The 26,314-nt window shown below is 48.5% G+C and carries 23 protein-coding genes and 1 pseudogene; 6 read left to right on the top strand and 18 right to left on the bottom strand.

Annotated features, from left to right (window positions below):
- Window positions 1-2 precede the first annotated feature (2 nt).
- From H8S62_RS04200 to H8S62_RS04145, 12 genes are all read right to left on the bottom strand, one after another.
- Window positions 3-1,145 (bottom strand): hypothetical protein, encoded by a 1,143-nt coding sequence (locus tag H8S62_RS04200; RefSeq protein WP_186918576.1) that lies wholly within the window; start codon window positions 1,143-1,145, stop codon window positions 3-5.
- Window positions 1,142-2,158, bottom strand: a complete 1,017-nt coding sequence (locus H8S62_RS04195; RefSeq protein ID WP_178844924.1) for a hypothetical protein — start codon at window positions 2,156-2,158, stop codon at window positions 1,142-1,144. Before H8S62_RS04195 ends, H8S62_RS04200 begins: the two co-directional genes overlap by 4 nt.
- Before the next feature lie 125 nt (window positions 2,159-2,283).
- Complete coding sequence (locus H8S62_RS04190; protein WP_186918575.1) at window positions 2,284-2,724, bottom strand: hypothetical protein; 441 nt, start codon at window positions 2,722-2,724, stop codon at window positions 2,284-2,286.
- A 436-nt stretch (window positions 2,725-3,160) separates the two neighbouring features.
- Window positions 3,161-3,439 (bottom strand): hypothetical protein, encoded by a 279-nt coding sequence (locus H8S62_RS04185; protein ID WP_186918574.1) that lies wholly within the window; start codon window positions 3,437-3,439, stop codon window positions 3,161-3,163.
- Entirely contained in the window at window positions 3,436-4,152 is a 717-nt protein-coding gene (locus tag H8S62_RS04180; RefSeq protein ID WP_186918573.1) for an ImmA/IrrE family metallo-endopeptidase, read from the bottom strand. Before H8S62_RS04180 ends, H8S62_RS04185 begins: the two co-directional genes overlap by 4 nt.
- A gap of 16 nt (window positions 4,153-4,168) precedes the next feature.
- Window positions 4,169-4,399: a hypothetical protein gene (locus H8S62_RS04175; RefSeq protein ID WP_186918572.1), complete on the bottom strand. Its 231-nt coding sequence runs from the start codon at window positions 4,397-4,399 to the stop codon at window positions 4,169-4,171.
- 14 nt (window positions 4,400-4,413) lie between these two features.
- Window positions 4,414-5,016: a transcriptional repressor LexA gene (lexA, locus tag H8S62_RS04170; RefSeq protein WP_186918571.1), complete on the bottom strand. Its 603-nt coding sequence runs from the start codon at window positions 5,014-5,016 to the stop codon at window positions 4,414-4,416.
- Window positions 5,017-5,186: 170 nt separating this feature from the next.
- Window positions 5,187-6,149 (bottom strand): helix-turn-helix transcriptional regulator, encoded by a 963-nt coding sequence (locus tag H8S62_RS04165; RefSeq protein WP_186918570.1) that lies wholly within the window; start codon window positions 6,147-6,149, stop codon window positions 5,187-5,189.
- Between the two features lie 271 nt (window positions 6,150-6,420).
- Window positions 6,421-7,074: a hypothetical protein gene (locus H8S62_RS04160; RefSeq protein WP_186918569.1), complete on the bottom strand. Its 654-nt coding sequence runs from the start codon at window positions 7,072-7,074 to the stop codon at window positions 6,421-6,423.
- Window positions 7,071-7,883 carry an ABC transporter ATP-binding protein gene (locus H8S62_RS04155; protein WP_186918568.1) on the bottom strand — a complete coding sequence of 271 codons (813 nt, stop codon included), beginning with the start codon at window positions 7,881-7,883 and terminating at the stop codon, window positions 7,071-7,073. The genes H8S62_RS04160 and H8S62_RS04155 overlap by 4 nt, the downstream gene beginning before the upstream one ends.
- A 2-nt stretch (window positions 7,884-7,885) precedes the next feature.
- Window positions 7,886-9,874 carry a hypothetical protein gene (locus tag H8S62_RS04150; RefSeq protein WP_186918567.1) on the bottom strand — a complete coding sequence of 663 codons (1,989 nt, stop codon included), beginning with the start codon at window positions 9,872-9,874 and terminating at the stop codon, window positions 7,886-7,888.
- Window positions 9,875-10,027: 153 nt separating this feature from the next.
- Complete coding sequence (locus tag H8S62_RS04145; protein WP_186918566.1) at window positions 10,028-10,426, bottom strand: hypothetical protein; 399 nt, start codon at window positions 10,424-10,426, stop codon at window positions 10,028-10,030.
- Between the two features lie 958 nt (window positions 10,427-11,384).
- Here H8S62_RS04145 and H8S62_RS04140 point away from each other — a divergent pair.
- From H8S62_RS04140 to H8S62_RS04115, 6 genes are all read left to right on the top strand, one after another.
- The gene (locus H8S62_RS04140; RefSeq protein ID WP_186918565.1) at window positions 11,385-11,975 is read left to right on the top strand and encodes a recombinase family protein; all 591 of its coding nucleotides are present in this window, start codon (window positions 11,385-11,387) and stop codon (window positions 11,973-11,975) included.
- 571 nt (window positions 11,976-12,546) lie between these two features.
- Entirely contained in the window at window positions 12,547-13,140 is a 594-nt protein-coding gene (locus H8S62_RS04135; RefSeq protein ID WP_186918564.1) for a zinc ribbon domain-containing protein, read from the top strand.
- A gap of 14 nt (window positions 13,141-13,154) precedes the next feature.
- A complete protein-coding gene (locus tag H8S62_RS04130) occupies window positions 13,155-13,571 on the top strand; it encodes a hypothetical protein (RefSeq protein ID WP_186918563.1) in 417 nt (138 codons plus the stop codon).
- A 19-nt stretch (window positions 13,572-13,590) separates the two neighbouring features.
- Entirely contained in the window at window positions 13,591-13,851 is a 261-nt protein-coding gene (locus H8S62_RS04125) for a hypothetical protein (protein ID WP_186918562.1), read from the top strand.
- Entirely contained in the window at window positions 13,848-16,997 is a 3,150-nt protein-coding gene (locus H8S62_RS04120; protein ID WP_186918561.1) for an Ig-like domain-containing protein, read from the top strand. Before H8S62_RS04125 ends, H8S62_RS04120 begins: the two co-directional genes overlap by 4 nt.
- 174 nt (window positions 16,998-17,171) lie before the next feature.
- Complete coding sequence (locus tag H8S62_RS04115; RefSeq protein WP_186918560.1) at window positions 17,172-18,563, top strand: NPCBM/NEW2 domain-containing protein; 1,392 nt, start codon at window positions 17,172-17,174, stop codon at window positions 18,561-18,563.
- Between the two features lie 147 nt (window positions 18,564-18,710).
- On the opposite strand, the gene H8S62_RS04110 is transcribed toward H8S62_RS04115, so the two are convergent.
- The 6 genes and pseudogenes from H8S62_RS04110 to ltrA all read right to left on the bottom strand — a co-directional run bounded on the left by H8S62_RS04110 (window position 18,711) and on the right by ltrA (window position 25,620).
- Complete coding sequence (locus tag H8S62_RS04110) at window positions 18,711-20,117, bottom strand: relaxase/mobilization nuclease domain-containing protein (RefSeq protein ID WP_186918559.1); 1,407 nt, start codon at window positions 20,115-20,117, stop codon at window positions 18,711-18,713.
- A gap of 63 nt (window positions 20,118-20,180) precedes the next feature.
- Window positions 20,181-20,471 (bottom strand): CD1845 family protein, encoded by a 291-nt coding sequence (locus H8S62_RS04105; RefSeq protein ID WP_186918558.1) that lies wholly within the window; start codon window positions 20,469-20,471, stop codon window positions 20,181-20,183.
- 95 nt (window positions 20,472-20,566) lie between these two features.
- The gene (locus H8S62_RS04100) at window positions 20,567-20,911 is read right to left on the bottom strand and encodes a plasmid mobilization protein (RefSeq protein WP_341481011.1); all 345 of its coding nucleotides are present in this window, start codon (window positions 20,909-20,911) and stop codon (window positions 20,567-20,569) included.
- Complete coding sequence (locus tag H8S62_RS04095) at window positions 20,908-21,405, bottom strand: DUF3849 domain-containing protein (RefSeq protein ID WP_186918557.1); 498 nt, start codon at window positions 21,403-21,405, stop codon at window positions 20,908-20,910. Before H8S62_RS04095 ends, H8S62_RS04100 begins: the two co-directional genes overlap by 4 nt.
- Window positions 21,406-21,484: 79 nt before the next feature.
- Window positions 21,485-23,545, bottom strand: a pseudogene (locus H8S62_RS04090) (helicase-related protein); the annotation flags it as partial.
- Window positions 23,546-23,724: 179 nt separating this feature from the next.
- Window positions 23,725-25,620: a group II intron reverse transcriptase/maturase gene (gene ltrA, locus H8S62_RS04085; protein ID WP_050005929.1), complete on the bottom strand. Its 1,896-nt coding sequence runs from the start codon at window positions 25,618-25,620 to the stop codon at window positions 23,725-23,727.
- Window positions 25,621-26,314: the final 694 nt, after the last annotated feature.

The raw sequence follows: 26,314 nt of genomic DNA, 5'->3' as shown, positions 1-26,314 counted from the left end.
AGTTAACCCCTCCTTAAACCTTGTGAAAAACATATCTTGAACTGCCTGAATTTGACTGCCGAAATAATCGTTGCAACTGTAAGCACCGTGAGCACAAGAATTATGATATTGACCGGCGAAGCCAGCATGTTCATTGACATAATCAACGCTATCCCACAGAGTGGAAGAATGTTGTAGCCTGCCGTAAACAGGAGCATTCGCATGAAGATATGCTTCCCGGACGCTCCGAACAGATGATGAATCGAATACGTTGGCATCATAAAGCTCAGTGACCGCATCATATTTGCCAGCATAGCTCCGATAAGAGCAACGGATGCTGAAATATAGAACAGCAGATAGGTTTGATGTGTTCTTGTGCCGCCTGCCTCGGCACTCGCTATGAAGGCTTCCATCGACTGAATTCCTACATAGACACCCACCGAATTAAAAAGCACGGTTCGCAATTCCACCAATTCAGCTTCTGTTGCACCGATGGCTATGAGGTGATCCAACAGCATTTCGCCGCTCGCCTGTGGGAACAGCCTGTTAATCAACATGTAGCTGTCTGTAAAAATGTACAGTGTCTTTTTCAATTCTTCTGCGTCTGAGGGCGCGTAGTAATAGGGATGATAAAGATCCATATCGTCGGGCACGGCTGCATCGACCGAGAAGGTCTCTGCCGCGAGAGAAACGGTTTGCCCAACCATTTTTCTCATGTCGGGGGACACAGCAATCACAGTTGATTTTTCTGCCGGAAGGTTGAACCTTGTTAACTCCGCATATTTTCCGAAATAGATTATCACATTGTTGAAGCCGTCCCTGTCAAAGGGCAAGATAACATAGCTTCCGAGGATTCCTTCTGCAGAGAATGCCCTTTCAAAATAGTCCATAAAGGAAGCGGTACTGCTCTGAGAGGGTTCTGAATATGCAGATGTCGGTTCATCCATTGATGACGATGGAACATTAAGGTCACAGCTCTTGATTTGAAGCAGCGAAACATCATTTGCGATGAAACGGGTAATCGCAGAGTTTTGACCGGACACATGTTTATAGCTGAGCCCAACCAGTATGCAAGTCATAACGGTCATTGCAGCAAGAAATCCGTACAGTACTATCCAACCGATTTCCTTGAATAAATCTGAAAGCACCTGTTTTAACAATGTCATGGCCTTTCCCTCCTTGAAACTGCTCTGTTGGTGCTTATGGCGCACACCAATGAAGTACCTGCCGACAATGCCGCAATACCGACCGTTATATAGCAAAACAGGCGATTCAAATCATGTTTTGACATGTAGGACAGTCCGCTGAACAGTATAACTGAAAAAACGCCGACAGCAACAGCTGCAATTAAAGTGGCGATTCCTAATGAGCCAAGCGTTATTTGCTTCATTGACAGGCCGAAGATATGGCGAATTCGCAGGCTTTTAAGATTTTCCCTATACAGCATGACAATGCTATATATAAAGCAGAAAAACAACCCAACCATTGCACAAGCTACTGCACGCGTAACAAACCCATCGGACAGCATTCTATTCACTAATGCGAAAAATGAAAGCGGTCTTTGCACATGAAGAATTTCATAACCTTTGTCATCGAACAGCTTTAACAGCGAGTCAATCTCAGTTGCATCTGTTAAATACACTCCATCCGTTACTTCAGACATTGTTAAGGGATAAAAATAATCACAGCCTGCAAGTGCAGGGGGCAAACCTTCATCGCTGAATGTACCTAAAATTCTTAAATCAGCTTTGCCCGGAAACAATATGTTATCATTTGTATACGCGTCATTGAACGAGTTGCCTTCAGTCGTGTAGACTCCCTTGCCGCCAGTGGTTTCATCCTTTGCCTTTGAAACGCCAAGTGCGGACAACAGCCATCCGGAGTAGTCTGAATAGCCGCAACCGGCTGAAAAGGCATTTTTATGAATAACAGCTGCTTTTGCACTGTTTGCCCAATCGTCGATTTCCTGCATAAGATTCGCCGCATTCTGCGAAGAAGTCGGGTTCTCCATGCCCGGCTCCCAATTGGGGTCATTATAACTTTGACTGGCAACATTGATTGAAATTAGACCTTTCGCAGGGTTATATATGTAATCAGAGTAGATGATTGATACACCAAGCTCAATGATTATCAGTAACGCACAGGAAAGAGTTAAAACCATCAAATTTCTTTGTTTCATTTTTCCTCCTTTTCATTCGAATCGGGGCAACAAAATCGAACAATGGAGAGAACATCCATGTACGAGTCTGCGCCCCTGATCCTTTAGGTGAACGCAATCCGCTATGACCAAATACTCAAGGCATTTTATTTAGTCACATTACCAATTGAGTACGGCAGTGGCCACGGAATAGATTTGTCGCGGTGCGGTTGCCAGATAAATCCATATCTGAACTGCGTCTTATGCGGATTCGGAATAATTGAATCCGTATAAGTGTGACTCTTAGTCAGCAAACGAGAATCTGTCTGATCGGTGCCATAGGGGGTATAGAGTCTCCCGGTGTCATTGACAACATTACCAAGAAGGTCATACCGCCAATAGCGGATATAGCCCGCTTGTGCGTGCGCCCCATCATCGTTATAGGAAGGGCGGCACTGAACGTAACCATAGTAGTAAAGGGACATGTCTTCATGCGAATTCGTTGCATAGTTGGGGGATGCACTGCGAGCAGCGAAAGCCTGTACACAGAGAATACACAGCAAAGCAACGCTTGCGCACACGACGGTAATTTGTTTTGTTCGTATCATAAGGCCTCCTCATTTTTTAATATGTAGCATGTCAGGATTTTCTCAAAACACCTTACATGTTCGGACGGGGAAAGTGCAATGGCGCACACGCCCCCCTTCTTTGGTGTTGTTGGTTGATTAGCTCATCCAACAAAGCTTTAAGTATACCATACTACCACCCCCGGCATTTAGGGATTTCTCCCGCTATTTACTTATTAGACTGAGAAAAAGGGGGAATCTTACAGGAAAAATGAGAAAAAGAAAAATATATTTTTGAGAGGCTTTGCAATCTTGCCCCAGGTTGCCGTAAAAGCAATCGGGCAGCAAAAAAGCGCCGTCAAAGCAGACCGAACCCATTTACTGGTTCAGTCTGACTTTGTACGGCGCTTGGCAGTCTCCTCAGAATGAATCTGATTCTCTCCGCTTGCTCGATTAAAAGTCGGTTTGTCTATTCAGTTTATCGTTTCTGCCTCTCTCTTTTGGAAAACAGGCGGCAGACGGCCTGTTTCGCCTTTATCCTGCGGAAGCAGCCCAGATTGATGGGATACTCCGACTTGCATTTTCGGCAGTAGACCATTTTGTGTCCCGCTGCGTCGGAGAACACCTTCTCCACCAGAAAGCTGCAAAAGGGGCAGTGGATCTCCCGGAGGGTCAGCGCGGCGGATTCCCTGCGGGAATCGGACAGCCTGCGTGACACATCCGGCGAGAGCTTACGAGGAGCGCTTGCTTTTCTCATCCTGTGCCACCGTCCTGTCCCAGCCCCATTTCCTCCGTGATGTACTCCGCCAGCGGGCGGTAACACAGGCAGCCCAGCTCCCGGAGGCGAATGAGAAAGGCGGAGAAGGACACGCCCATGGCGTTGGCCATCTGTTTGATCAGGAGCTTGTCCGCCGTCCGCAGAATGCTGTCCCCATATACGGGGATGCGGTCTGTGCATCCGTGCATGAGCGCTACGTTGTGAACCATGAAGCGGGGCATCAGGAGGGCTGCGCCCATGCGGTCAACCTGCGTCTCCCGAAAGCTGAACAGGTTTTTGAAGTCCTCTTGAGAGTAGATGCGTTCGTTATCAAACTCTCTGTGGAAAGCAGCAGAGGGAACCGCCCTGTCCATGATGTAGTGGGCGCACTCGTGGCTGATGGTGAAGCGCCGCCTGCCGCTTTCGTGCTCCCGCCGCAGGCAGCGCTCGATCACGATGGTTTCTCTGGGATACACGCGCCGGACGACGGTTCCGCCCTCATAGACGCGCAGAGGAGTCACGCCGTCCGCAATGAAGCCGATCTTGTCGCTGTCCTCCTCGGCAAAGCTGCGGTACAGCAGGGGCAGCTTCAGAAAGTCCGTAACGAACCCCTCGATGTCCACGCAGCACGTGCGCTCCGCTTCCTTCCCGAGATATTGGCGGATCAAGCCCTCACCCAATTCGTCGAGTTCCTCATAGGAAAAAATCCTCATGTCTCACAAACACCTCCTATGGGGAGCGGTCAACATACCAGCGCCGACCCTCCCGATACAAATATCTTACCGCACGACCGATTTTGACGGTGTAGCGGACACCTTCAAACTCATCGTGAGATGCAGTACAGGTATGAAGCACCTTTGTCACCTCCCACTGTCTGCCGTCATGCCAGCGGATGAGAAGCGGGCGGATCACGCCGTCCGTATCCACCTCCGCGTTGACGGACACATATTTTTTTTGCATGGGCAATACCTCCGTCAAAGGGCTTTGATCACATGGGTGGCTACGCCCTGTACCCGAAGCCCGGACACATAGATATCCTCCATGTCTTTGTTCTCCGGGTGGAGGTAATAGCTCTGCCGGTCATCGTCATATAAGAGCCGCTTCAGCGTGTTCTTGTCCTCGTCGGTGAGGGCGACGACGATCTCCCCGACCTGAGCGGTGTGCTGTTGCCGGATAATAACAAGGTCGCCGTCGTCGATCTGCGCATCTACCATGGAGCTGCCGGAGGCACGGAGGGCGTAGAAGTCCCCCTTGCCGAAGAAGGACACGGACAGGGGCAGGTATTCCTCCACCTGGGCTTCCTTTTCCTCCGGCGAGCCGCAGGGGATGGAACCGACAATGGCGGCGGGGCTCACCGCCGGATTCATCCGCCGGATCTTCGGCGTGGAGAGCGTACCGTTTTCGTAGAAAACCATATCCTTCTCCGCCATTGCCACAAGGTATCTGTGTGCGGAGGAAACCGCGATCTTCATGGCTCCGGCAATCTCCCGAACGGTTGGGGTAGAGGAATACCGCTCGAAGTAGCTTTCGATGTACTCCCGGATGCGGAGCATAAGCTCCTCGCTCTTGCTTCTCATGGTGTATAATCTCCTTATCTGGAACAAGAGTTCCTGATAGCTCTATTATACACATAACTCGGAGAAAGTCAAGAGAAAAAAAGAAGGTGTGCAATCAGATGCACACCTTCTGCGAAAAATCTTCATTTTTTAACCTGACAGCCATATATGAGGGGTGTTTCAGAGGATGATTACCCGCTGCTGAAGCTCTCCATCATTCTGTGAAAGCCTTTCACCGCTTCCTGCGGTTCCACAATCCGCATCTTCCCGGCAGAGGCAAACACCCAGCCGTAGAAATTGCTGCTGAGATTTACCGTCACCTCCACGCTGAAATGGCTCTCGTCCACGACCTGTGTGGAAACGTCCTCACCGAAGCGGTCGATGATGCTGTTCATGAGGGCGTTTTCGCACAGCAGCGTAACATGGCACGTTTTGCCGGTAAGCATGGAAAATTCCTGTGTAAAATACGCCGACACATCGAAATCCTCGGGCTTTTGAAGGGATGCGTTCTGCGTGATTCGCAAGCCGTCGATGCGGTCTACCCGGAACTTCGCAATCTGCTGCCTGTGTTCGTGGAAGCCCACAAGATAGTAGCTGTCGTTGTTCCAGAGCAGTGCATATGGGGAGACGGAATAGACTTTCCCGCCGTTTCGATGCACGCGCTCCTTGGCGGGGGAGTAATCAAAGTAGCGGAAGGCGATTTTCCTTCGCTCTGCAATAGCGGTCTGGATGCGGTCTACGCTGATGTAGACGCTCTCGTTGACGGCTTTTACGCGGCTGTCGATGTACAGATGCCGTTCCAGCAGCGCGGCGTCTCCGGGAGAAACAAAGGTCGTCAGCCGTTTGACCAGCTCCTTGCTTTTTCCCGGCGTGATGAACCGTGCAGATTGCACCGCATCGATGAGGAGCTTAACCTCCGGGGCTTCAAAGTGCCGGGTTGCCACATGGTAGAGGTTCTGCACTCTGCGTTCTTTGACGATATCCACGCCGAACTCCACAAGCTGTTCAATGTCATTGCGGAGCGTGCGCGGGTCGGCGGTGATGCCGTGTTCCTTCAATTGGGCGGAGATATCCGCAAGGGAGACCGGGTGCGCTTCGCCCGTGGCCTCCCAGAAGTATTTGAACAGGATGAGCGTGCGGTTTGTAAGTGCCATTTTTTCCTCCTTTGCTGGAGCTTGTTCCTGTAAATTATAGGTCAGCTGCAATGAAGTGGATTGATGTCCATATTGTCTCCAGCAGTGGAAGGTCTTTCCCATAACTTATTTGCTGGCTCTATAATACAGTAACGGATGTTCCAATGGACTCCAAGAGAAGATTAAGCGGACGATCGCAGAAAAGACAGAACATCTGACCAAACGGCATCGGATTATTGTGGAAGGACTTTGACCGAATCGCCAAAGGATGCACATACCAGTGTCCTGACCATCATAAGTATTTATACCAAAATCTGTCCAGCAGATACCCAAGCAGCAGGCCAAGCAAAGACGATGAAAAAACCACAAGCAAGGTGTTCCAATTTGAAAATTCTGCGGGCAAATTCGGCGCGATAATCGAAAATGACGCAAAATCGGCTGACCCTGAAATATAAAAGCAAAGTAGGAGATATGCTACAACAGGGATGCAGCCTATCGTCACATTTTTAAGCAGCATGATCATGAAATAGAGGAAATTGATTATAATACTAAACTGCAATGCAAGACGCATATATTCCAGCCAGGATAGATGGAACATGATTACTGCAAATGTAATTGTGGGAAAGACCATCAGCAAATAAGCTGAACAAAGCAAAAGCAATTCGCCAACACAAGTTTTGTGGTATTTTGTGCAGGCACGAAGCGCTTCACACCCGTCGCCTTCTACCCAGACATGGAGATATCCCATCGGCCAAAGCAGTCCACATAAGGGAATAAACACTTGTGCCATGTAAATAAAAGTGCTGCGCGCCTCTGAGGGATCAACATAAAAATACTTGATAGCAGACACGCCCGGCAGCAGGCAGTATGCGATAATGATAGGAATGAAGAACAGGGGCTTACAATTACGCATAATAATGCGTAACAATTTCAAGCGCAGCCTCATCGTATCCCCCTTATCATATTTATATATCCATCTTCAAGTGTCGGTTGAATCGATTTGCCGGGTTGTTCTTCGTTGGAAAGCACACGCAGGTATGCTTCCCCATCAATTTGCTCCCTGCGCAGGATGTAGTATGGAGAAGTAAGTTCTTTCTGCCTTTTCTCTGAAACATGCCACACATGCTTCATTGCAGCCTTCCGTATATTTTCCGGCGTGTCCTGGCAAATACTTTTCCCGTGTGACAGTATGATTATATGGTCGCAAAGAGCTTCAACATCTTCCACGATATGTGTTGAAATCAAAATCGTGCAGTCCTCTCGGTGTTGAGAAATCAGATTTTTGAAGCGCAGTCTTTCTTCAGGATCAAGTCCTGCGGTAGGTTCATCAACAAGGATTAGTTCGGGATTCCCAAGCAGGGCTTGTGCAACACCAAGCCGCCGGATCATTCCGCCGGACAGTGTTTTTACCTTATCAGAATGGCGCTCCCAAAGATTTACATCTTCCAGGCAGTCATGAATGTCCTTTCCTTGGCGATTGGAGGGTATTCCTTTCAATTCTGCAAAATACTCCAGAACCTCATAAACCGTGAGTTCCCGAAATGCTCCAAATTTTTGAGGAAGATACCCCACGTTGGAAGGTGTAATGATTCTTCCATTATAGCGGTAAATTCCTGCAACGCACCGCATAAAGGTTGTTTTCCCGGAACCATTTGGGCCAAGCAAGCCATAAACTCCATGCGTTAGCTGAACAGAAATATTATCAAGAACGGTTTTCTTACCGAAGCTCTTGGAAAGGTTATCAACTGTTAGCATTCTTATTCCCCCAATCTATAAAGAAATTCTATTTGGTTGCATTCTGGAGCCGATTTTTTCAGATACTGATAAACTGCTTTCAAGACGAAGTTTTCTCCTAACAGGTTGGCTTTATAGCTGAACAGTTCAGAAAAGAGATTGCTGGCTTCTATGTACTCTGACCATTCCTCCAAATCTTCTATTTCATTGGCAGAATCATATCGAGTAAGAATTTCAATGCTCGACCACGGGATTTCAGCAACTTCACGGCTGCCGCCAAAAATCAGATAATCCGAGAACACGTTATATAGCAGCATTGTGCTTTTCTCCTTGGGCATCGTTGCAAGTAAATGCTGTTTGCAAAGAGAATCTGCCGTAACCGACCAGTCTGCCGTAATAATATGATCGCTGAATTCGACATATCCTTCCTGACCAGAGTTGGCAGCCATAATTGTTACCGGCTGCATGAAAATGGTCTTTCCCATCAGGTCGAATGCTGCTGTTTCACCAACTTGATCGGCGAGTCTTTTCCAAGCCTCCTGGTATCCGCTGATTTTGATACTCCGGACACCGATGGGGCTATACCAGCATACGATACCCTCTTTCTCTTCGGAAACAATCATTCCTCCGTATAACGACACCGCATCAGCATTTCCAGAGAAGGTATTATCGTCGGTCTTGGGGAGATTAGATGCTACAGCTATGTTTGAATCTACATAAACTTCATAGTATGTGGGTTCAAGATCAGTAGTCACGATTATTTGCCCGGATTCATAGAATTTCACAAAGCCGGGAACAGGATAATACGGCAAATAGCCCGGCAACGCAATGCCTTGATAATTGGAATAATACTTTCCTGCACTTCCGGAATAGGAAAAGTTCAGTTCTTTCGTTCCCATAGGCGCATATACTGTAACATAATCGCCATTTTGGTCGAAATTCAACTTGTCTCCGTTTCCGTCTTTAATGGAGTTTATAACATAACCGTGGTATAAGGTAAAACGATATTCGTTCCGGTCGTTCTCTTTTAACTCAATACGAACAGTTGCCTTCGTATTGTTCCGAACAGTAAGCTCAATACAATATTTTGAAACATGAAAATCAGCCGGCAGTTCTTGCTGCTCAGGATATTTTTGGCGGTAAGTGAATTCATGTTGCAATGTCCCATAGGGTCTGTAATCTTTTCGTATAATGCTATCATTGCTGCGGCAAACGAACCGCACGCCGCAAAGGAAAGAAAGAACAATAAGAACAGAAGTCATCATATAGGTTTTTCTATTTCGTTTGGCTGTTGCGAAAACTATAGCCGCAGTCAATAACAGAATCCAGAATGCTGCAAGAACCCAACGATATGCTTCAATGGATGCCCCATATATGTCGTCTGCGACCCAACTTGTATTTGGAGCAAGAATAGAAAACCAATCGAAAAACGTCAATACCGGATATCCTAATATCGATTCGCTTGCAAATATCCCTGAGGGAACAGGACTACAAACCAGCGCAGAAACAATGATTATGCAGTATGCGACTTCACGAACAGTTTTTTGTGACAAGAGCGCCCCAACTAATATGGCAATTACTCCGGGCAAGAAGAAGTCAATAAAGATGCTGGGAATGGAATTAAGGAAGAACGCTGGGTAGTGAATTTGCAATTGTGCATATTTTCCGAGTATCCAACCAAAGATGTTGATGCTCCAGATCAACAGCAGCGAGATCAAAACCAGACTTTGAGAGCAAAGAAGTTTCGACCTTGAAGAAGGAATAATTTCTAATGCCTCTTGTAAGGCAGATGTCCGGGGCAGGTTGGTATATTCGTAACTTAAGAAGGAAAATACTATGTAGCCGACGATGCCGAGCTTCAAGCTGGCCACATGGAATTCTGCCAAATAATTGGAAGCATTGAAAAATCGCACCAGAAAGAAATTGGATAGCAGAAAAAGGACGGCACAAATCGCCAAATAGATAATGGAGCGAAAAAAGATTTTTATAGAAACGCTCATAGAGATGCGCATATAATCCCTCCCTCTAAGAAAACGGATTTTATTCAAAAGGGCAGGGGGTAAACCAAGAGATTATCCCCCGCCCTCAGGGTTCAGTGTAAATAAGTTCATCGTATGTTAGTTCATGCCCCGTTTACCCCCTGCCTTTAGGGTTCAGTGAGCATGTCAGTCCGTTACGGTCAGCGTTCCAGTTGCGCTGCATCCGCCAGACGGCAAACCGGGAACCCAAAGTTTTGCTCTGCAAAGGTAGACATAGTCGCTGTGTCCCCAAGCCCCGGTGTTTCCTGAAGCCGCAGGAGCTAAAGTGAAAGTACCATAGTTACTCCAACCGCTCCCGGAAGACAATTGCAAAGCAGCACTTACGTTATGCTGAGATGACGCACTATTGGTAGCGGAAACTTTTGCGTGATGGCACGAGAGGCTGCCGGAAGTAGCCTCATTCTGCGTAGTTTTCAAAGTCACACTCTCACTACCACTATAGGCCATCGCTGTAACAGATAGGCAGAAAACCAAAACCAGCACAACGGGAATTGCACGTAGAATTGTACGTAGAATCTTTTTCATCATTTTCACCTCCTCTATCCTTTGTGGTTTGCTTCTATTCTGAACACATAATAGAAAAGCGCACAAGCCGAAAAGAAGCTGTCCGACTCATGCGCACAAGATTACACCCCTGATACGACCTCTCCAGAATTGGGAGCCGCACCAATAGCGCCAATATGCAAAGCCGAAGCCTGTGTCGCAGGGTCGATACATGGTGTTACCTCCAATCGTTGTAGATAGACGCTTTCACATCTTCATGAATAGTATACCATATCCTAAAGGCAGTCTCAACGTCTTGATCGCTCACTTTGGGACATTTTCTTGTAAATGTGGCATAAGAACCGAGATAAATTCTCTCTTTATAAGAGGGGGAGCAAACGAAGGAAATCAAATAGCCACAGCCGCAGAGAGTTTCTGCGGTTTTTTTACGCCCATTTTCAAAATAAGTTGTTCGCGTATTTGGAAAAACACGCTTGCCCGGCGTTGTAGGCAGCAGAGGGAAAATTGCAAAGTTGCTGTGGAGAGAGTACGTGGAAGTCTCAGAGCAAACCAACAGAGGGAACGGATGCCGTCCTCCCTACGGAACGTTTTCCTTATTTAGTATTGCTCAGCACAGATAACGTTGTTAATGCTTAAACGAGAATAATATTACTGTTCTTAACAAATAGTTCCACTTGCCATTAGTCGTGGCTAAATATATTCCGCTGATCGCTCAACACTCTGACATTAAACGAGTCCTTCTCTATGCTCAAGATTCCGAGAGACTCCTGCAGTTTTACTATCAGGCTACTTATCTGCAAAATACCTCTCCACATATAAAACGTTTTCAATCGGCACAGAGGTTACTATTTATTCTTCCGGCTCTAACAACAACTCATAGCCATACCCAAAGCTCCCGGTACTGCCTGCCGGGAGCTTTTGCTCATCAGCAACCATTTAATTGCTATAATTAGCCCATTATTGTTTGGAGGTTATTGCGATGAACATACGATACGGATATGCACGAGTCTCATCCAGGGAACAAAATACCAACCGGCAGCTCGTTGCGCTGAAAAATGCGGGAGTTGAGGGAAGCAACGTTTTTATCGACAAACAGAGCGGGAAGGATTTTGACCGTCCTCAATACCGAAAACTGTTGCGAAAACTGAAACCGGGTGACGAGCTTTTTGTAATGTCCATAGACCGGCTCGGACGCAACTATGAAGAAATCCTGAACCAGTGGAATCTGCTAACCGAGAACAAACGAGTGAACATTATTGTGATAGATATGCCACTTTTGGATACAAGACAACGCATTGACGGGTTGACCGGACTATTCCTGTCTAACATCGTGTTACAGATACTCTCATATGTCGCTCAGGTCGAACGCGAAAACATCCGCAAGCGACAGGCGGAGGGTATTGCCGTAGCAAAGGCGAACGGAGTGCAGTTCGGAAGAAAAAGCATAGAGAAGCCCAAGGATTTCATGGAACAGGTGACAGAGATGCAAAAACAGGGGCTGTCCCGCATCAATATAGCCAAACGGTTCGGCGTAAGCCGCTCATTGTTCTATAAGTGGCTGAGGGAATGAAAGTGTCGCTGCCAGTCATGAATAATATATTAATATATTTGCGATTTTGTGCATAAAAGTACAGGTTTATGCATTGACTTTGCCCTCTGTATTATGTATACTACTGTTGAGAAATGGTAACGGTTTTCTTCGAAATCGCCTGAAATTCACTGTTTTTCTTAACAAGACGCTGTGCAGAAAGCCATGTACATCAACCTGTACTTTGGCGGACAGTTAAAAATAGTGCATAAATATACATTATCACCGGAGGCGTATGCGCATGAAAAAAGACAGCGGACTTAAGCGGCTGAGCCGCACAGATCTGGTGGATATAATACACCGCTTGCAGCACAACGAGGTTCAGCTAAAGGAAGTAAATGTGGAGCTACATTAACGAAAGGATACAAGAACGACTATTTCGGTGAAAAGGGGTACTTTTTTTCAGATTGTACGTTGGACTGTGCCTTCTGTTCGAGCAGGGTGAAGTACCATTATACCTCGGGTTTGGGAATTATCATTTTTGTGCGCAACAACTGCTACAAAGAGCTTCAAGGACAGAACCCGTAATATTACATTCAAAGAGAGGGAAAACATGGCTTTTTTTGACAAGTTAAGCAAGACAGTCACGGAAGTCAGCCAAAAAACCATAGCTAAAGCTAAGGAACTGGCTGATACTTCAAGACTAAACTCAATGATTTCCGAAGAGGAAAAGGTTATCGCCAATCAGTATTTTCAGATTGGCAAACTGTACGTCTCCGTCCACAAAGACGATTTTGAGGATGATTTTGCTGGAATGATAGGTGCTATCGCTGAAGCAGAAGCAAAAATTAAAGACTTCAAGATGCAAATCCAGGACATTAAGGGAGTACAACGCTGTGAAAAGTGTGGTGCGGAAGTCCCCAATGGAGCGGCATTTTGCAGTTCTTGTGGAGCTACCATGCCGAGAATCCGAGTTCCGGTTTCCAATGATTGCATAAAATGTGAAAACTGTGGTGCAGAAGTGAAAAATGGTATGCGCTTCTGTACTTCCTGCGGAAAACCGACAGATGCGGCTAAAGCCGCTTTTGCTGTGCCCGTAACTGAGCCGACGATAATTGTTGAACATAATGAAGTATGTCCTAACTGCGGTGCAAAGGTCGAAGATGGTTTGGCGTTCTGTGCCGAGTGTGGAATAAAGCTGCAATAAGGGAGGAAAACGATATGCAGAAAACAAGACTTGGTATTTCGGTTGGATTGCTCGGAGCAGCAATCTATTTCATGGGGTTATTCAGTGGTTATTTGTTAGCGGTTCTTCTTGCCGGATATGTTTTACTGTTTGAGGAAAACAGTTGGCTGCGAAAGAATGCAGTGAAAGCAATGTCCGTAATGGCAGTTTTTTCGCTGCTGATTACTGTGCTGAACCTCGTTCCCAACGCTATCGGCTTTATTAATGATGTTGTTTCAATTTTTGGTGGTAGTTTCTATGTGGCATTCCTGTCCAATTTGATTTCTGCTGCCGTTGCGGCACTCAACATTATCGAGAAGCTGTTGATAATTGGGTTGGGTGTGAAAGCCTTGACGCAAGGAACAATTGCTGTTCCTGTTGTTGATAATCTGATTAACAAATATATGGGATAAGATGCCAAAGGTTCAGTGGATGACGGTACTGCATCCACTGCTCTTTCTTCATTATAGCGAAGGGAGAGAAGAAAATGTGGCTAAGTTTTGCGGAAAATGCGGCTCGAAGTTAGATGAATCCATCGGGCTCTGTCTTAACTGCGATGCCGATAAACTGAATAAACAAACCGAAACGCCGGAAGTGGTTGAGAAACCAAGACCGAAGCAGGACACGGCTTTAGGAGCTACGGCTAATGCCGATAACTCTATAAATAATCAAAGAATGAGGGTTTCATTATGAAACACACGTCCAAACTGTTGACAGCTCTGCTGTTGACAATGGCATTTCTTGTTTCCGCATTGCCTGTCCATGGCATACATGCCGAGCCGGAAACTGCCACCGTTCAAAAGAATGCTGAACTGGTGTTCGTTATTGATTCTACCGGTTCAATGGGCGACGCCATCAACAACGTCAAAACAGGGATAACATCCTTTGTCAACTCGCTGGAGACACAAGGGGTAAAATTGCGAATAGGCATTGTTGAATACCGTGACATAGAGGAAGACGGATTGGACTCAACCATTATCCATGAGCTGAATCATTCTCCATGGATGAACAGCACTTCCGAAATGGTCGGAGTACTTGGCGGCATTGCTGCCGATGGTGGCGGGGACATCCCGGAATCGGTAATTGATGGGTTAGGATACCTCGTCGATGGGGAAACAATTCCGTGGAGCAGCGATTCATATAAGTTTGCAGTCGTTTTGACAGATGCAGGTTATAAGGTTGCAAACAGGCATGGATTCAACAGCTTGCAAGAGGTTGCAGATGCGCTCCTACATGCTGGTATCAACACTTCTGTTGTCACAGAAGAGAGCGAGTTCTCAACCTATGAAGAACTATACACCACAACGGGAGGCACCAGGGCGAACATTTATTCCGATTTCAGCACTGTCCTTGCGGATTTAGCAAACCAAATCCTCGGACTCACAGGAAAGTCAAAGAAGGCGATATACGTTTTACCCGGATACTTAGGCTCCGAGCTGTACGATGGTCCTGACGGAACCGCAGGAGGAGACCTTGTTTACGTTTCCATTCCCAGGCTTATGCTGAACATGACTAAATTTTTTCAAGACGCTGATAGTAATGGAACACGATTACACGTTGACTATGCGCGCGATGAGTACGGCGCGAATGGTACATACAAAACACTGGTAGATCGCTTAAGGGCTGAATTTGTCGATGAGTATGATGTGAGGTTCTTTCCATACAACTGGCTGGAGGATCTGAACGACAGCGTCAAAAAACTTGAAAGGGACATTCGGAAAAACCATTACGACAGCGTCATCTTTGTAACCCACAGCACAGGCGGATTGTTAGCCTCTGCATTCATAGCGAAGAGCAACGCTAACAAGTTGTTGGTATCCAAAGCCATATTGATAGCAGCCCCCCTTTTCGGGACATACGCTTCGCTGTTACCCATAGAGAGAGGAGATTCCAGGAAATTTGATTTCAACGAAATTCTCTCCAATATCGATTGGTTTTCACATGGACTCGATGCAATCACCCCGAAATCATGGGTTCGCGGATGGGCAAAAAATTCGCCGACCACATACCAGCTGTTGCCAAGCAGCGAATACATTCGTCAAATACCCATGCTTAACTTTAACAGTGATAATTGGTGGAGTCCATGGTCGAATTTGGAAGCTATCGGTTCCATTGGTGGTTATTATAGGATCCTCAATGGAAGTGAGCGCATAAACCTCAATTTGACGAATGGAACTGACCGTAGCCACAGGTATTTTCGTGAAACTGCGTTAAAGGGGGACGTCATAAGCCAGTGGTCGCTTGCATCCCTGATGGAGGTTGATACCTTGTTAATCTGCACAACATCAGGTCATTCAACAACAAAAACGGTGCTATATAGGAACGGAGTTTTCGGCGGGAAAAAGCTGGACGACATAATATACAACAGAAACGGCGATGGCACTGTTCAAGGCATTAGTGCAACAGGTGCCGTTAATGGGATTGTGAAACTCAGGGTCGATTATTACTCAGCTGATCATGGCGGATTGTGTAAGGATTCGGAGGTGCTCAGTCGCATATGCTCCGAAATCAGAGGAATGCGTACCCCTGTTAAGAATCATCATGTAGCAGACACCGCCGGCATTAGTGAATTAATCAAAATCCGCTATAAGGCAGATGTACCCGTTACTGCCACCATCTACGATGCGGAAAACAATGTAGTGGCGCAGGTTTCTTCGGAAGGCATAACCGGCTTTGAAGAGAATGATTTTATCTTCGATTCATTCGCAGATGCGGAAGAAGATGGAGAAAGGACTGAAGCCTCGATTTATATGCCGAACGGCGGATACAAAATTCTGTTCACGCATGGAAATTCCGCAGACGTAAGCGTGAATTTCAACGCCTATGTTTCTACTCTGGTTGATGATGGGTGGAAAGACTTCAGCGTGATAACTTCCGTTGCAAGTACATATGACTCAGGACTGATTGCTTCTTTTGACGGAACCACCCAGGTAATTGACAACGATACGATTACCGAAATCGTAGGTGGAACGGCAGAGGACTGGTTTACAGAATGGGAAATTCCTTCCGCAATCAAGGTAAACAAAGGCGATGTGCTGCCAATAGAGATTTCCGGAAGCGAGACAGGAGCTGTTTCTGATAAATTGGTTTGGCATTCAGCAGATGAATCGATAGCCCGTGTTTCCGAAAGCGGCGTACTTACGGCAGTAGGATACGGCAAAACCATTATATCCGCAACCGACGGCAATAAAGCCGTAACATCTGAAGTTACAGTCGTTCAAAACGCAACCGCTGTGAGCTTTTCCGATGTGGAAATGGTCATTGGCGAAAGAACACTTATCAGACCGTCCTTTGAGCCCGTTTCGACAACCGAAACCGAGCTGACCTACTCAATGGATAAAGAAGGCATCATTGAGATAAATGAATTCGGCGTTATGCACGCACTTGCCGAAGGAAGCGTTATTGTAACCGGAACCACTGCATACGGCGTGTCGGGACAGTTCACTGTCACCGTTAAGGATGATACGAACTACGGCGTTGAATCCATTGCCCTTCCTGCAACGGCTAAAGTCGGATTGAACAATAAAATCACCTTGGATGTAGAGTTTACTCCCGTGAATGCAACGAACAAAAACATCAAATGGTATGTTGAAGACGACAGCATTATCCGCCTCACTCCGGGCGATGCTCAGGCGGAAATTATCGGCACAAAACTTGGCACAACGAAAGTGACGGCAGTTTCGGAAGACGGAGGTCATGTAGCCGAATGCATTGTCACGGTTACAGAGAAGGAAGTGGGACCGCCTGAAACAGGTGCGGTCAGCATGGTACTGACGGGCATTATGCTCGTTGTAGCAGGAATTGCTGTAAATATGGGAAAACGCAGAAAAAAGCATTGACGATTTTATTGCTCATTGGCATCGAGCCAAATTCGAGGTTCCTTCGGATGATTAAGTTCAATTGATGTGAGCGGGTATCATTCTACCGAACCTCGAATCCTGCGTACATGGTTGACTATGGAATATCAATTGTAACCTATTCCATTCAATAAAGAGAAAAAAGGAGATTTTATTATGAAACGCAACTACAAAAAATCCATTGCAGCACTGCTGCTGGTTGTCCTGACCCTTGTCAGCGTACTGCTCACCGGCTGTAAATCGGCGAGCAGCACAAGGGTACACGATTCTACTGCCAAAAAAATTATGGCGGCAATCGACGACTATGATTTTAAGACCGCTTCAAGACTCTTCTTCAGCAGTGAAGCTACGAGTGAAACATTGAAAGATCTCAATAGTGCCTTGCCCACAAAACTTGATGACTTTCTGGATGCATACAAGAAAGGCAGCTTGGAAAAGGGCGTTTTGCTTGCCTTCTGCGAGATGATAGGAGAATGGCAATATAACGGGATTTACACAATAGAGGACGTTCTTGATGAAACGATTACCACAGTTGAAAAACTGGAAGCCTCTAAAAAGGGCTATAAGAATGGCTTGACCGCCTACAATGCCGGGAAATGGCTTGAGGCAGCCGGATTATTCTCGGACGTTTTGCCTGAGGATGAAAACTACGAAGATGCTTCCGCAAAACTTCAGGAATGCATGGAAAAGGTCAATGCAGAAATTGAAGAGAAGCTGGCGGCCAACAAGTACGAAGATGCCATAGAGCTGATAGCCAACGTATTGCGCTATTTCCCGGACGATGACACATATACTGCTATGCAGGAGGATGCCGAAAGGTCATGGGCTGAGTATACTGTTGCGCAGGAAAGGGATGCCGCCATTGAGGAAGCTAAGAGCGAATACAATAATGGCAATTACGCAGAAGCATTCGGCATGTTGGAAGATTATAAAGAGGAGCATGGCAGCGACGATGTACTCAGCAGCGCGTATGATGCGCTCAAAGAAAGCTACATTACAATGGTACTGCAAAAAGCAAGTGATGCAATGGCAGCGAAGGAATATCTCCGTGCACTCTATATCCTCAATGACGCTTCAAAAATCATGCCGGACGAACGCTTTACCGCCAAGCTTAGCGAGCTTAACGCTGTAAAGCCCACATACCTGTGTGAACTGACGTGTTCGGACAGCATACAATATCACCAGGCAGAGTACGGCAAAACCTATACGGACGTTGTAGGTAATACTTATGATTACAATTACGGCAACTTGTTTTATGTTGAACATAACTGGGGTGATGGCAAGGGTACATATAGTTTGAACTACAACTATGCAAAGCTCAAGTTCACTCTTGCTGTTGACGACCGAAGCGATAGCATGGAAGCTGTATTCAAAGTTGTTGGGGATGGAAAGGTTCTCTATTCAATTGATATCAGCAGACAGTTTAATCCGGTTGTTGTTGAAATTGACGTTTCAAACGTTAACTGGATTGAATTTTACGTTGGAGAAGGCTCCAACTATTTTAGTCCAATTTACGCTCTTATCGCAGATGCACAGCTGACAAAGTAAAAGACCACCGGCTTTGGCAAGCAAGGTCTTTTGGAGCCAAAAGACACCAGGCGGAGACTCTGACGAGTCCCCGCCTTTTGCTTGATGGGGCGTTCCCCATACCCCCTGTAACACAGATTTCATCTGTGGCTGCGCGATGTGCCATCGCTATTTTTCCTCGCGCTGCCGCTCGGTGGTCTGCCGGTTCTGTTCGTCCAGCCCCAGCAGATAGGCGGCGTTCGCCTTGTGGATCAGCAGCTCCCGCATCTGCTCCTGCGCCCGGTGGTACTCGGCGTAGGCCGCCTTTTTCTCTGCCATGAGCCTTGCAAATTCTTCGTTCAGGCTCCTGACCGTGGGCAGCTTTTTCAGGCCGAACGCATCAAAGGCTTTCTTCGCCGCCTTGTGGATGAGGATATCCCCCTCATGCTCCGCAAGGTATTTTTTCGAGTACCCCGCCTTGCGGTAGCCGGTGTAAACGCTGCGGGTTCTGGAATAGTTCATGATGTGCGTCCGCAGGGTCTGTATCTCGCCCATACGCGCTTCCGCCGCCTTTATGGCCGCCTTCAAATCATAGAACCGCTTCTCCGCATCGGCGGCGGCATTGACAAGTGCGTCGAAATCGGCAAAGCCCTTTTCTTCCAGATATATCAGCGTCTTTGCCATCTGCTTGAGCTTTACCACCTTCATCGCCTGATCGTAGCGGTAGCCTTTTCCTGCGTTGAGCTTCGCCTCAATGTCGGAAATCAGCGTGGCGCGCTCCCTGCGCTTCGGATATTTTTTCCTGACGAAGGGCTTGTGCGTTCTGCTTCCGGCGAGAACCGCGCGCAGCTCCTGCTCGGAATATCCCTCGCCCAGAGAATCCAGGCGGATGCTCTGTTTCTGGTTTTCGTGCCGCAGCGACAGCCTGCTCTTTCGGGCGACGGAATAGCCGGAAGCCTTCAAAAGCGCCAGCAGCGCGTCGAAGTCCTGGGGCTGCTTTTCAAGCGCCGCGTCTATCGCCATGCGCAGAAGCTCGCGGTTGGAGAGCTTGTCGTGACCGCCGCGCCATTTGTTGTAGCTCAGCCCGTGTTTCTGCGGATTCTCCACCACGGACAGCCGGCGCTCGGCGCAGATCAGGTCGGACAGCCTGCGGACAGCGCGGTAGCTGCCGATGAAGTTCTTGAACTTTTTCGTACAGTCCAGCGCCGTGGAGTTCCAGTAGATGTGGTTATGAATGTGCTTTTTGTCGGTGTGGGTGCAGACGAGAAAAGCGTGCCGGCCCTTTAGGAAGCGTTTGGCAAATTCATATCCTATGCGGTTGGCCTCCTCCGGCGTAACCTCTCCCGGCTTAAAGGACTGCCGTACCTGATAGGCGATGACGTCGCTTTCCTGCACCCGTCCGGTCAGCTCCCGGTACTCCCGCTTGGACAGGGCAAATTCGGAAACGGCGGTCTCCGGCTCGCAGGCGAACGCGGAGATCAGCGCGCCGCCCTCGGTCTTATCCGGATTCATGCCGTACTCCGTCCGGTCGGCAAGGCACTGCGCCAGCGTCTTGCCCTTGTTTAAGTGCATGGGTATGATTCGTGTGGTCGCCATATTCCCTCCATGGAAAAAGACGCAGGAGGGAGCCTGCGCCTTTTCACATTACGCATATTCCGTTTATCCGTAGATTCGCTCCCTGAGCAGCATTCTCATGCCGATAAACCGCGCTGTGAGCTTCACCGCCAAATAGTGCAGTCCGTAGGGGGAGAGCAGAAACGCAATGCCCAGACAGATGCAGCCGTTCTGCACGTTGCTGTCCACAAAGTAAAAGAAGCCTGAAAGCAGAAACAGGGCGGAGGCGATGACACAGACCACGGCGGAAGCCTTGAGCGCCAGCGTGAGCGCCCATTCCACGATCCACAAAACCAGCATAAGGGGCGCAAGCAGCAGTTTCAAAATGAATTTCATAGTCGTTTTCCGTCCTTTTTGATTTCATTATACAGAAAGCGCTGCCCTAAAACAAGGATGCCGGCAGCATGGGCTTATCGTATATTTCTGCCTGCTCACTGAATGGTGGACAGCTTCATAAGAATTTTGTTGGCAAGTCCCCATAGCTGCTTCTGCTTTTCCAGAATCTCCGCAAGGTCGGTGTCGTAAGCTCTGCCGCTCTCGTTGAGCCGTTTGGCGATCTGATTGATGTTGTTGCTCGTGTAGCGCAGAAGCGAGATCATCTGCTTCAGCTCCGGCAAATCCAGCCTGATCACCAGCCCGTCCAGCGCCATCTTCCGCAGGAACGCCTCCTGATTGGTAACACCGATCCGCGCCATCTTTTCCTTCAGCAGCCGGTGCTCCTCCTCCGTCAGGCGAACGGAGATGCGGATGCTCCGGCGCATGAACTGCGCGCTCACAGGGACGGCTCCTTTGCCTTTTTGACTGCCTCCGCCGCCGCTTCGGACGGTCTGCTTTTCAGTCTGCCGAGCACCGAGGGCTTGCGCTCATGCGCCCTTGCGTCCTCCCGCGCCAGCTTGGTAAACAGGTCAACCAGCCCGCTGTGGCTGTTCACCGCCAGATAGCAGTTCCGATCCGTTCCCCATGCGTCGGGGTTCTCCGAAACGGGAACGGTCTTTGCCCATTGTTTGTTGTCCGCAGAGAACCGCCCGTCCCAATCCTTCTGCCGGATGGTAATCGCCAGCACATATAAAATGCGCTCATGCCCGAACTGCTCCGCCACCTGCGCGACGGCTTCCCTGTGCAGGACGTTATCGCAATAATGCTCGGAGATCGCCTTCTCAATGGCCTCCTTGCAGGCGGCATTGGCCTTGTTGGAGGCGCGGTAAAGCTCCAGCTCGCCGTTTTCACGGGCGTGCTCGGCGGGAAATCTGTAAACGGGAATATCCTTCATATTGGTGCATCCTTCCTTTCATTGAGATGTAGTGAAGCGGCTCCGGCAAAATCCATTCTTCGCCGAAGCCGCCGTTTTTTTATCGTTCTTCCTTGTTCCTGTGCTTGATTTTGTCCTCGGCGCAGGGCTGGGACAGCGGCGCCTTCAGCTTCGCCAGCACGGAGGGACGTTCCGCCTTTGCGCTCTGCACGGCGGGCGCGTCCTCCGCCATCTGCTCCATGGGCGTGCGGTCGTCGATGTTCAGCTCGGCGTTCAGCTCCGCAAGCCGCGCGGATTTTGTCCGCAGCTCATCCTCCTGGGGGAAGGGCTTGCCCAGCTCCGCCTTTGCCGTCTCCATCTGCGCGGTGAGCGCGTCCAGCGTGTTTCTGACATTCTGCAATCTGTCCGGCATGGCGTTCAGGGCGTTGTCAATGCGGGTGAGGTTGCCCCGTGCGTCCTTGCCCAGCGTCACGCGGTGGTTCATCCTGCCCTTGAGGGTGAGAATAAAGTCCCGCCCAAAGTCCTCCACGGTCAGGGACATGGAAAAGCCCCGGTAGCTCCCGATGGGAACGGGCTCCATGCCCTTTGCGTCCTTGAAGGCTTCCAGAATGGCAGCGCCTGCGTTGTCCTTGTCGGTGAGAAGGTCGCCCTTGACCTCCATGCCCGCAAAGCCGTTCACGGGGTGCGGATGCTCGGCGAGTGTCTGCATATCGGCGGTGAAGCCCTCCACAAAGCTCTCGTTCTGCCGGATCTGTTCGGGGAAATGCCTGAGCAGATTGTCCTCCAGACGGAACTGCTGGCTCCGGTGGCTGGCCTTCATCAGCTTCAGGCGGGCAACGTCCACATCCAAGTCCATCTTCTCTTTAATTCTCTTGTCTCCGGCGCACAGCGCCTTGATCTCCGCATAGGAAAGAGCGGTCTCGTCCACGTCCTCGCAGGAGCGAACCGGGGATTTTGAGGTCATGATCTGGGAGATGAACTTCTGCTTATTCTCCACCGTCTGCCAGAGGTAGGCATCGAAGGTTGATTCGGTGACGTAGCGGTAGATGTGTACCTCCTTGTTGCGGTTGCCCTGCCGGATGATGCGCCCGCTGCGCTGCTCCAGATCGCCCGGCCGCCACGGGCAATCGAGGTCGTGGAGCGCCACGAGCCTGTCCTGCACGTTCATACCCGCGCCCATTTTGAAGGTGCTGCCCATGAGCACACGCACCTGACCGGAGCGCACCTTTGCAAACAGCTCCTTCTTCCGCGTTTCGGTGTTGGCTTCATGGATGAATGCGATCTGCTCGCGGGGGATTCCTCTGGCGACGAGCTTTTCCCGGATGTCGTCATATACCGTGAAGCCGGGTTCGTCGGGATTTTCCTTGTCGATCAGCCGCTCGACGGCGTTGAGCTCCGGGCTGTCCAGATTCCCGCCCGCCGTCTTTGCCGCCTTCGCCCCGGTCGCGCCGGTTTTCGGGGTGGACAAATCGCAGAACACGAGCTGGGTCAGCTTGTCCGCTTTCCCGTCCTCATAGATCTGCACGATGTTATTCACGCACATATTGACCTTGCTGTTCGGGTCGTCCGGCAGGTCGGGGTTGATGATGCGCTGGTCAAGCCCCAGCTTGCGTCCGTCCGAGGTGATCTTGAGCATATTGTCCGTGCCGGGGTCAACAAGCTGTGCGTGTACCCTTGCGGCGCGCTCGGACAGCTCCTGCACCATCTGCTTCTGTATCTCCGTGGGCTGCGCCACCTCGTTGTGATAGATGGGCGTGGGCGTAGGCAGGTTGAGCTGGTCGGAGGTCTTGATATCCGCCGCCTCCTTGAACAGGGTCATGAGCTCAGGCAGATTAAAGAACTTGGCAAAGCGCGTCCTCGCCCGGTACCCCGTACCCTCGGGAGCCAGCTCAATGGCGGTCTGCGTTTCCCCGAAGGTGGAAGCCCAGCAGTCGAAGTGGGCAAGCCCTTTGCCGCGAATGGCGTCGTGCTGGAGATAGCGCATCATGGTGTACAATTCGGTCATGGAATTTGAGACGGGCGTGCCCGTGGCGAATACCACGCCACGGCTGTCGGTGATCTCGTCGATATACCGGCACTTGAGCAGCATATCCGAGGATTTCTGGGCGTCGGTGGCGGAAAGCCCCGCCACGTTGCGCATCTTGGTGTAGAGAAAAAATGACGATAGGTAATCCTTTGAACGTGATGTGCGGCGAAGCCGCACATTCGTTTCCTCCGGATTTTCCCCCGTCTCACGCCGGGCGTGCACCTTTCAGCGCACCCGGCCTACCATCAGATTGACTTACTTTCTACTGATTTCATTGCATCTGTACCCTCACGAATACAGCGCACTTGTAAATTTCACTTTTTGAGTTTTTCACGATATTTCTTGATTTTGCGTACCGCCTTGGCATCCAACTCTGGCGGTATAGGACTGTTGTGTACCATGCGGTGACACGGTATACATAGCCATGCTAAATTTGGAACTTTGTTGATTCTTTCAATCGGAAGTCGTGGATTTACATGATGACAATGTTTCGGAATCAGTTCAGAGAAATATCTACCACAGCATTTGCATTTTCCCTTATCTCGGTTGTAGGCATATTCCCGATTCATAAAATACTCGAAATTGGCTCTCCATCCCTTGCCGCTAGCGTAGATGGATAAGGCTATATCTTCGGGTGTATTGATGGAGGGGCGGTCACAGGGCAACGGTTTATGCTTGGTACGATAATTTACATACCGCCTGCGTCCATCCTCCGTATAAGGGGTCATTTTCTGGTCAAATGGTTTGCTTTCATAACGACTGTGTGTAATAAACGCATAGGTTATTCCGAACCATTTCCCATCAATTTGAATTGCGAAGGTTTTACTGTCATAACCTTCGTGCCGATGTGGCAGATTACTTAATTCCTTTAACGGCACCTGCATTTGGTTGTACTGCTTGGGAAACAGGTTTTTCCATACTGCCAACGCCGTATTATTCACTCTACGGTCAATGGCATGGTAGGCATGAGAACAGATAGAGGGTTGCAAATACTGGGCCAGTCCCATAATCACGGAGTTCACATACTGGATTTGAGCCGCCTGCGTGTTGGATTGCGTGTATAATCCAATTTTCCTAACTTCTTTTTGCAAGGTATGGATTTTCTTCGTCAATCGTTCCATATCAGGGAATGGCTTTCCTACCAGATTATCTGACCATGTGGCTGGGTCTGGTGTTTTCCTCTTTCGTTCTGCCTTGACTATGTAACCGAGGAAATGAATACCATTCTTTCTCAAATCGGTTACATAGGTCTTTTCCTGTGACAGTTCCAACTTCATGCGATGCTTAAAATACTTTGTCAGTTCATGCTTCATACGGAACGCTTCCTGTTCCGTAGAGGTCAGGATCACCCAATCATCCGCATAGCGAAAATTGTATTTCGGGGTGATTCCAGACCATTTCAGCCTTCTGGTATCGTTGCATTTGTGCTTGCATTGACGGTGCGGCTCCATATAGCAGCGCCCCACATACCAGTCAAAGTCATTGAGATACACATTGGACAGCAACGGAGATAATATACCGCCCTGTGGTGTTCCCATTTCTGTTGCATGGTATAAGTCCTGATCGATATATCCGGCTTTTAGCATTTGGCTGATGATTTTCAGAACCCTCTTATCGTGGATTCCGATTCGCCATAGCTTTTTCAGCAACAATCTATGATTGATGTTGTCAAAACAGCCCTTTATATCTCCCTCGACTGCCCATACCGGCTGGTCTTTGGATTTCACACTTGCATTGATGACATTGACAATATCCCGGATAGCGTGCTTCTGCGCCCGGTAAGGACGGAAACCATAGCTGTGCGGATAGAATCTCGCTTCGCATATCGGTTCCAGAATCAGTCGCATACATTCCTGTATAATCCTATCCAATACAGTGGGAATACCCAGAGGTCGCTTTTTGCCGTTTGCCTTTTCGATATACTTCCGTTTGGCTGGCTTCGGCTTGTAATTGGAGATATTTGATTGAATCAACTGAAATAGTTCTTCTTTTGGCATTTGCAGATACTTGTCCATTTTCATCCTGTCCACACCGGCAGTTTTGCTGCCCTTGTTGGACTTGATGTTATGAACAGCGGTTACAATAGTCACTTCGCTGACCATTGCTTCCAACAGTCCCGTGAATGAAACGCCTTGCCCCGATTTTTCATAGAGCAGGTCTTGAAACTGTTTCAATTCTTTTTCTGTTGAAAATCTGACGCTTAAATGCACAAGGTTTTCACCTCGCAGTTCGTCACCCGTCTTTCAGGGAGTTATTGGATTTTCTTTCGTGAAATTTACAAATCAATCTGACTCGTGCCCTTCGCCGTGGGGCATTTCAGCCCCGTGTAATTGGCATTACCCAATTGCAGACTACTATGGCACGGCTGACTTCCTGTATTCTTCATTGTGCTGTAACACTCCAAATACAGGCTCTCAAACGTTCCCAAATCTCTATCCTTGTGGTCAATAGACCGTTGAAACCCTTAGGCCGCTACCTTACACCGGGAGAACCTAACCACACTTTGAATCACAGTTGTTGTGTGGTTCCGCATGAATATTTCATTTCATGGGGCATATACGGAAAAACCAGCCGTATCTGCTTTCTCCAATCTTCATCCTTTCGGATGCCAAGCACTCTTACGATGCTGCATAGCTTTCACTACTGGATAGCCATAGGTTTCGGAAGCCCGCACCATTATTATCCATGCCTTTCGGTTTAGGTTTTCAGGTTACGACTTCACCACGCTTTGTACCCTGTCTATTTACAGATAGACAACGCACAGTGGAGTATTAGCTCTCGTACTGCCTGCGGTTTGACAGACCGCTGTGGGATTTCTCCTTTCCGGCATTGATTCTGTACGGCAGAGGAATTTCACCTCTGAATTTGAGATTTGAGTTCTCTACGATATTTTCTTGATATATC

This window comes from Lawsonibacter faecis (assembly GCF_014287675.1).
GTDB lineage: Bacteria > Bacillota > Clostridia > Oscillospirales > Oscillospiraceae > Pseudoflavonifractor > Pseudoflavonifractor faecis.
Note: the sequence above shows the minus strand (reverse complement) of the source record. Positions and strands in the feature narration are given on the sequence as shown.

Excerpts from the sequence above, each read along its gene's own strand:
- H8S62_RS04180 (WP_186918573.1), bottom strand. The coding sequence starts at position 4,152 with ATGAGGATTTTTTCCTATGAGGAACTCGACGAATTGGGTGAGGGCTTG.
- H8S62_RS04175 (WP_186918572.1), bottom strand. The coding sequence starts at position 4,399 with ATGCAAAAAAAATATGTGTCCGTCAACGCGGAGGTGGATACGGACGGC.
- H8S62_RS04125 (WP_186918562.1), top strand. The coding sequence starts at position 13,591 with ATGACGGTACTGCATCCACTGCTCTTTCTTCATTATAGCGAAGGGAGA.
- H8S62_RS04195 (WP_178844924.1), bottom strand. The coding sequence starts at position 2,158 with ATGAAACAAAGAAATTTGATGGTTTTAACTCTTTCCTGTGCGTTACTG.
- H8S62_RS04135 (WP_186918564.1), top strand. The coding sequence starts at position 12,547 with ATGGCTTTTTTTGACAAGTTAAGCAAGACAGTCACGGAAGTCAGCCAA.
- lexA (WP_186918571.1), bottom strand. The coding sequence starts at position 5,016 with ATGAGAAGCAAGAGCGAGGAGCTTATGCTCCGCATCCGGGAGTACATC.
- H8S62_RS04150 (WP_186918567.1), bottom strand. The coding sequence starts at position 9,874 with ATGCGCATCTCTATGAGCGTTTCTATAAAAATCTTTTTTCGCTCCATT.
- H8S62_RS04130 (WP_186918563.1), top strand. The coding sequence starts at position 13,155 with ATGCAGAAAACAAGACTTGGTATTTCGGTTGGATTGCTCGGAGCAGCA.
- H8S62_RS04110 (WP_186918559.1), bottom strand. The coding sequence starts at position 20,117 with ATGGCGACCACACGAATCATACCCATGCACTTAAACAAGGGCAAGACG.
- H8S62_RS04095 (WP_186918557.1), bottom strand. The coding sequence starts at position 21,405 with ATGAAGGATATTCCCGTTTACAGATTTCCCGCCGAGCACGCCCGTGAA.
- H8S62_RS04115 (WP_186918560.1), top strand. The coding sequence starts at position 17,172 with ATGAAACGCAACTACAAAAAATCCATTGCAGCACTGCTGCTGGTTGTC.
- H8S62_RS04140 (WP_186918565.1), top strand. The coding sequence starts at position 11,385 with ATGAACATACGATACGGATATGCACGAGTCTCATCCAGGGAACAAAAT.
- H8S62_RS04200 (WP_186918576.1), bottom strand. The coding sequence starts at position 1,145 with ATGACATTGTTAAAACAGGTGCTTTCAGATTTATTCAAGGAAATCGGT.
- H8S62_RS04145 (WP_186918566.1), bottom strand. The coding sequence starts at position 10,426 with ATGAAAAAGATTCTACGTACAATTCTACGTGCAATTCCCGTTGTGCTG.
- H8S62_RS04155 (WP_186918568.1), bottom strand. The coding sequence starts at position 7,883 with ATGCTAACAGTTGATAACCTTTCCAAGAGCTTCGGTAAGAAAACCGTT.
- H8S62_RS04160 (WP_186918569.1), bottom strand. The coding sequence starts at position 7,074 with ATGAGGCTGCGCTTGAAATTGTTACGCATTATTATGCGTAATTGTAAG.
- H8S62_RS04120 (WP_186918561.1), top strand. The coding sequence starts at position 13,848 with ATGAAACACACGTCCAAACTGTTGACAGCTCTGCTGTTGACAATGGCA.
- H8S62_RS04165 (WP_186918570.1), bottom strand. The coding sequence starts at position 6,149 with ATGGCACTTACAAACCGCACGCTCATCCTGTTCAAATACTTCTGGGAG.
- H8S62_RS04105 (WP_186918558.1), bottom strand. The coding sequence starts at position 20,471 with ATGAAATTCATTTTGAAACTGCTGCTTGCGCCCCTTATGCTGGTTTTG.
- H8S62_RS04190 (WP_186918575.1), bottom strand. The coding sequence starts at position 2,724 with ATGATACGAACAAAACAAATTACCGTCGTGTGCGCAAGCGTTGCTTTG.
- H8S62_RS04185 (WP_186918574.1), bottom strand. The coding sequence starts at position 3,439 with ATGAGAAAAGCAAGCGCTCCTCGTAAGCTCTCGCCGGATGTGTCACGC.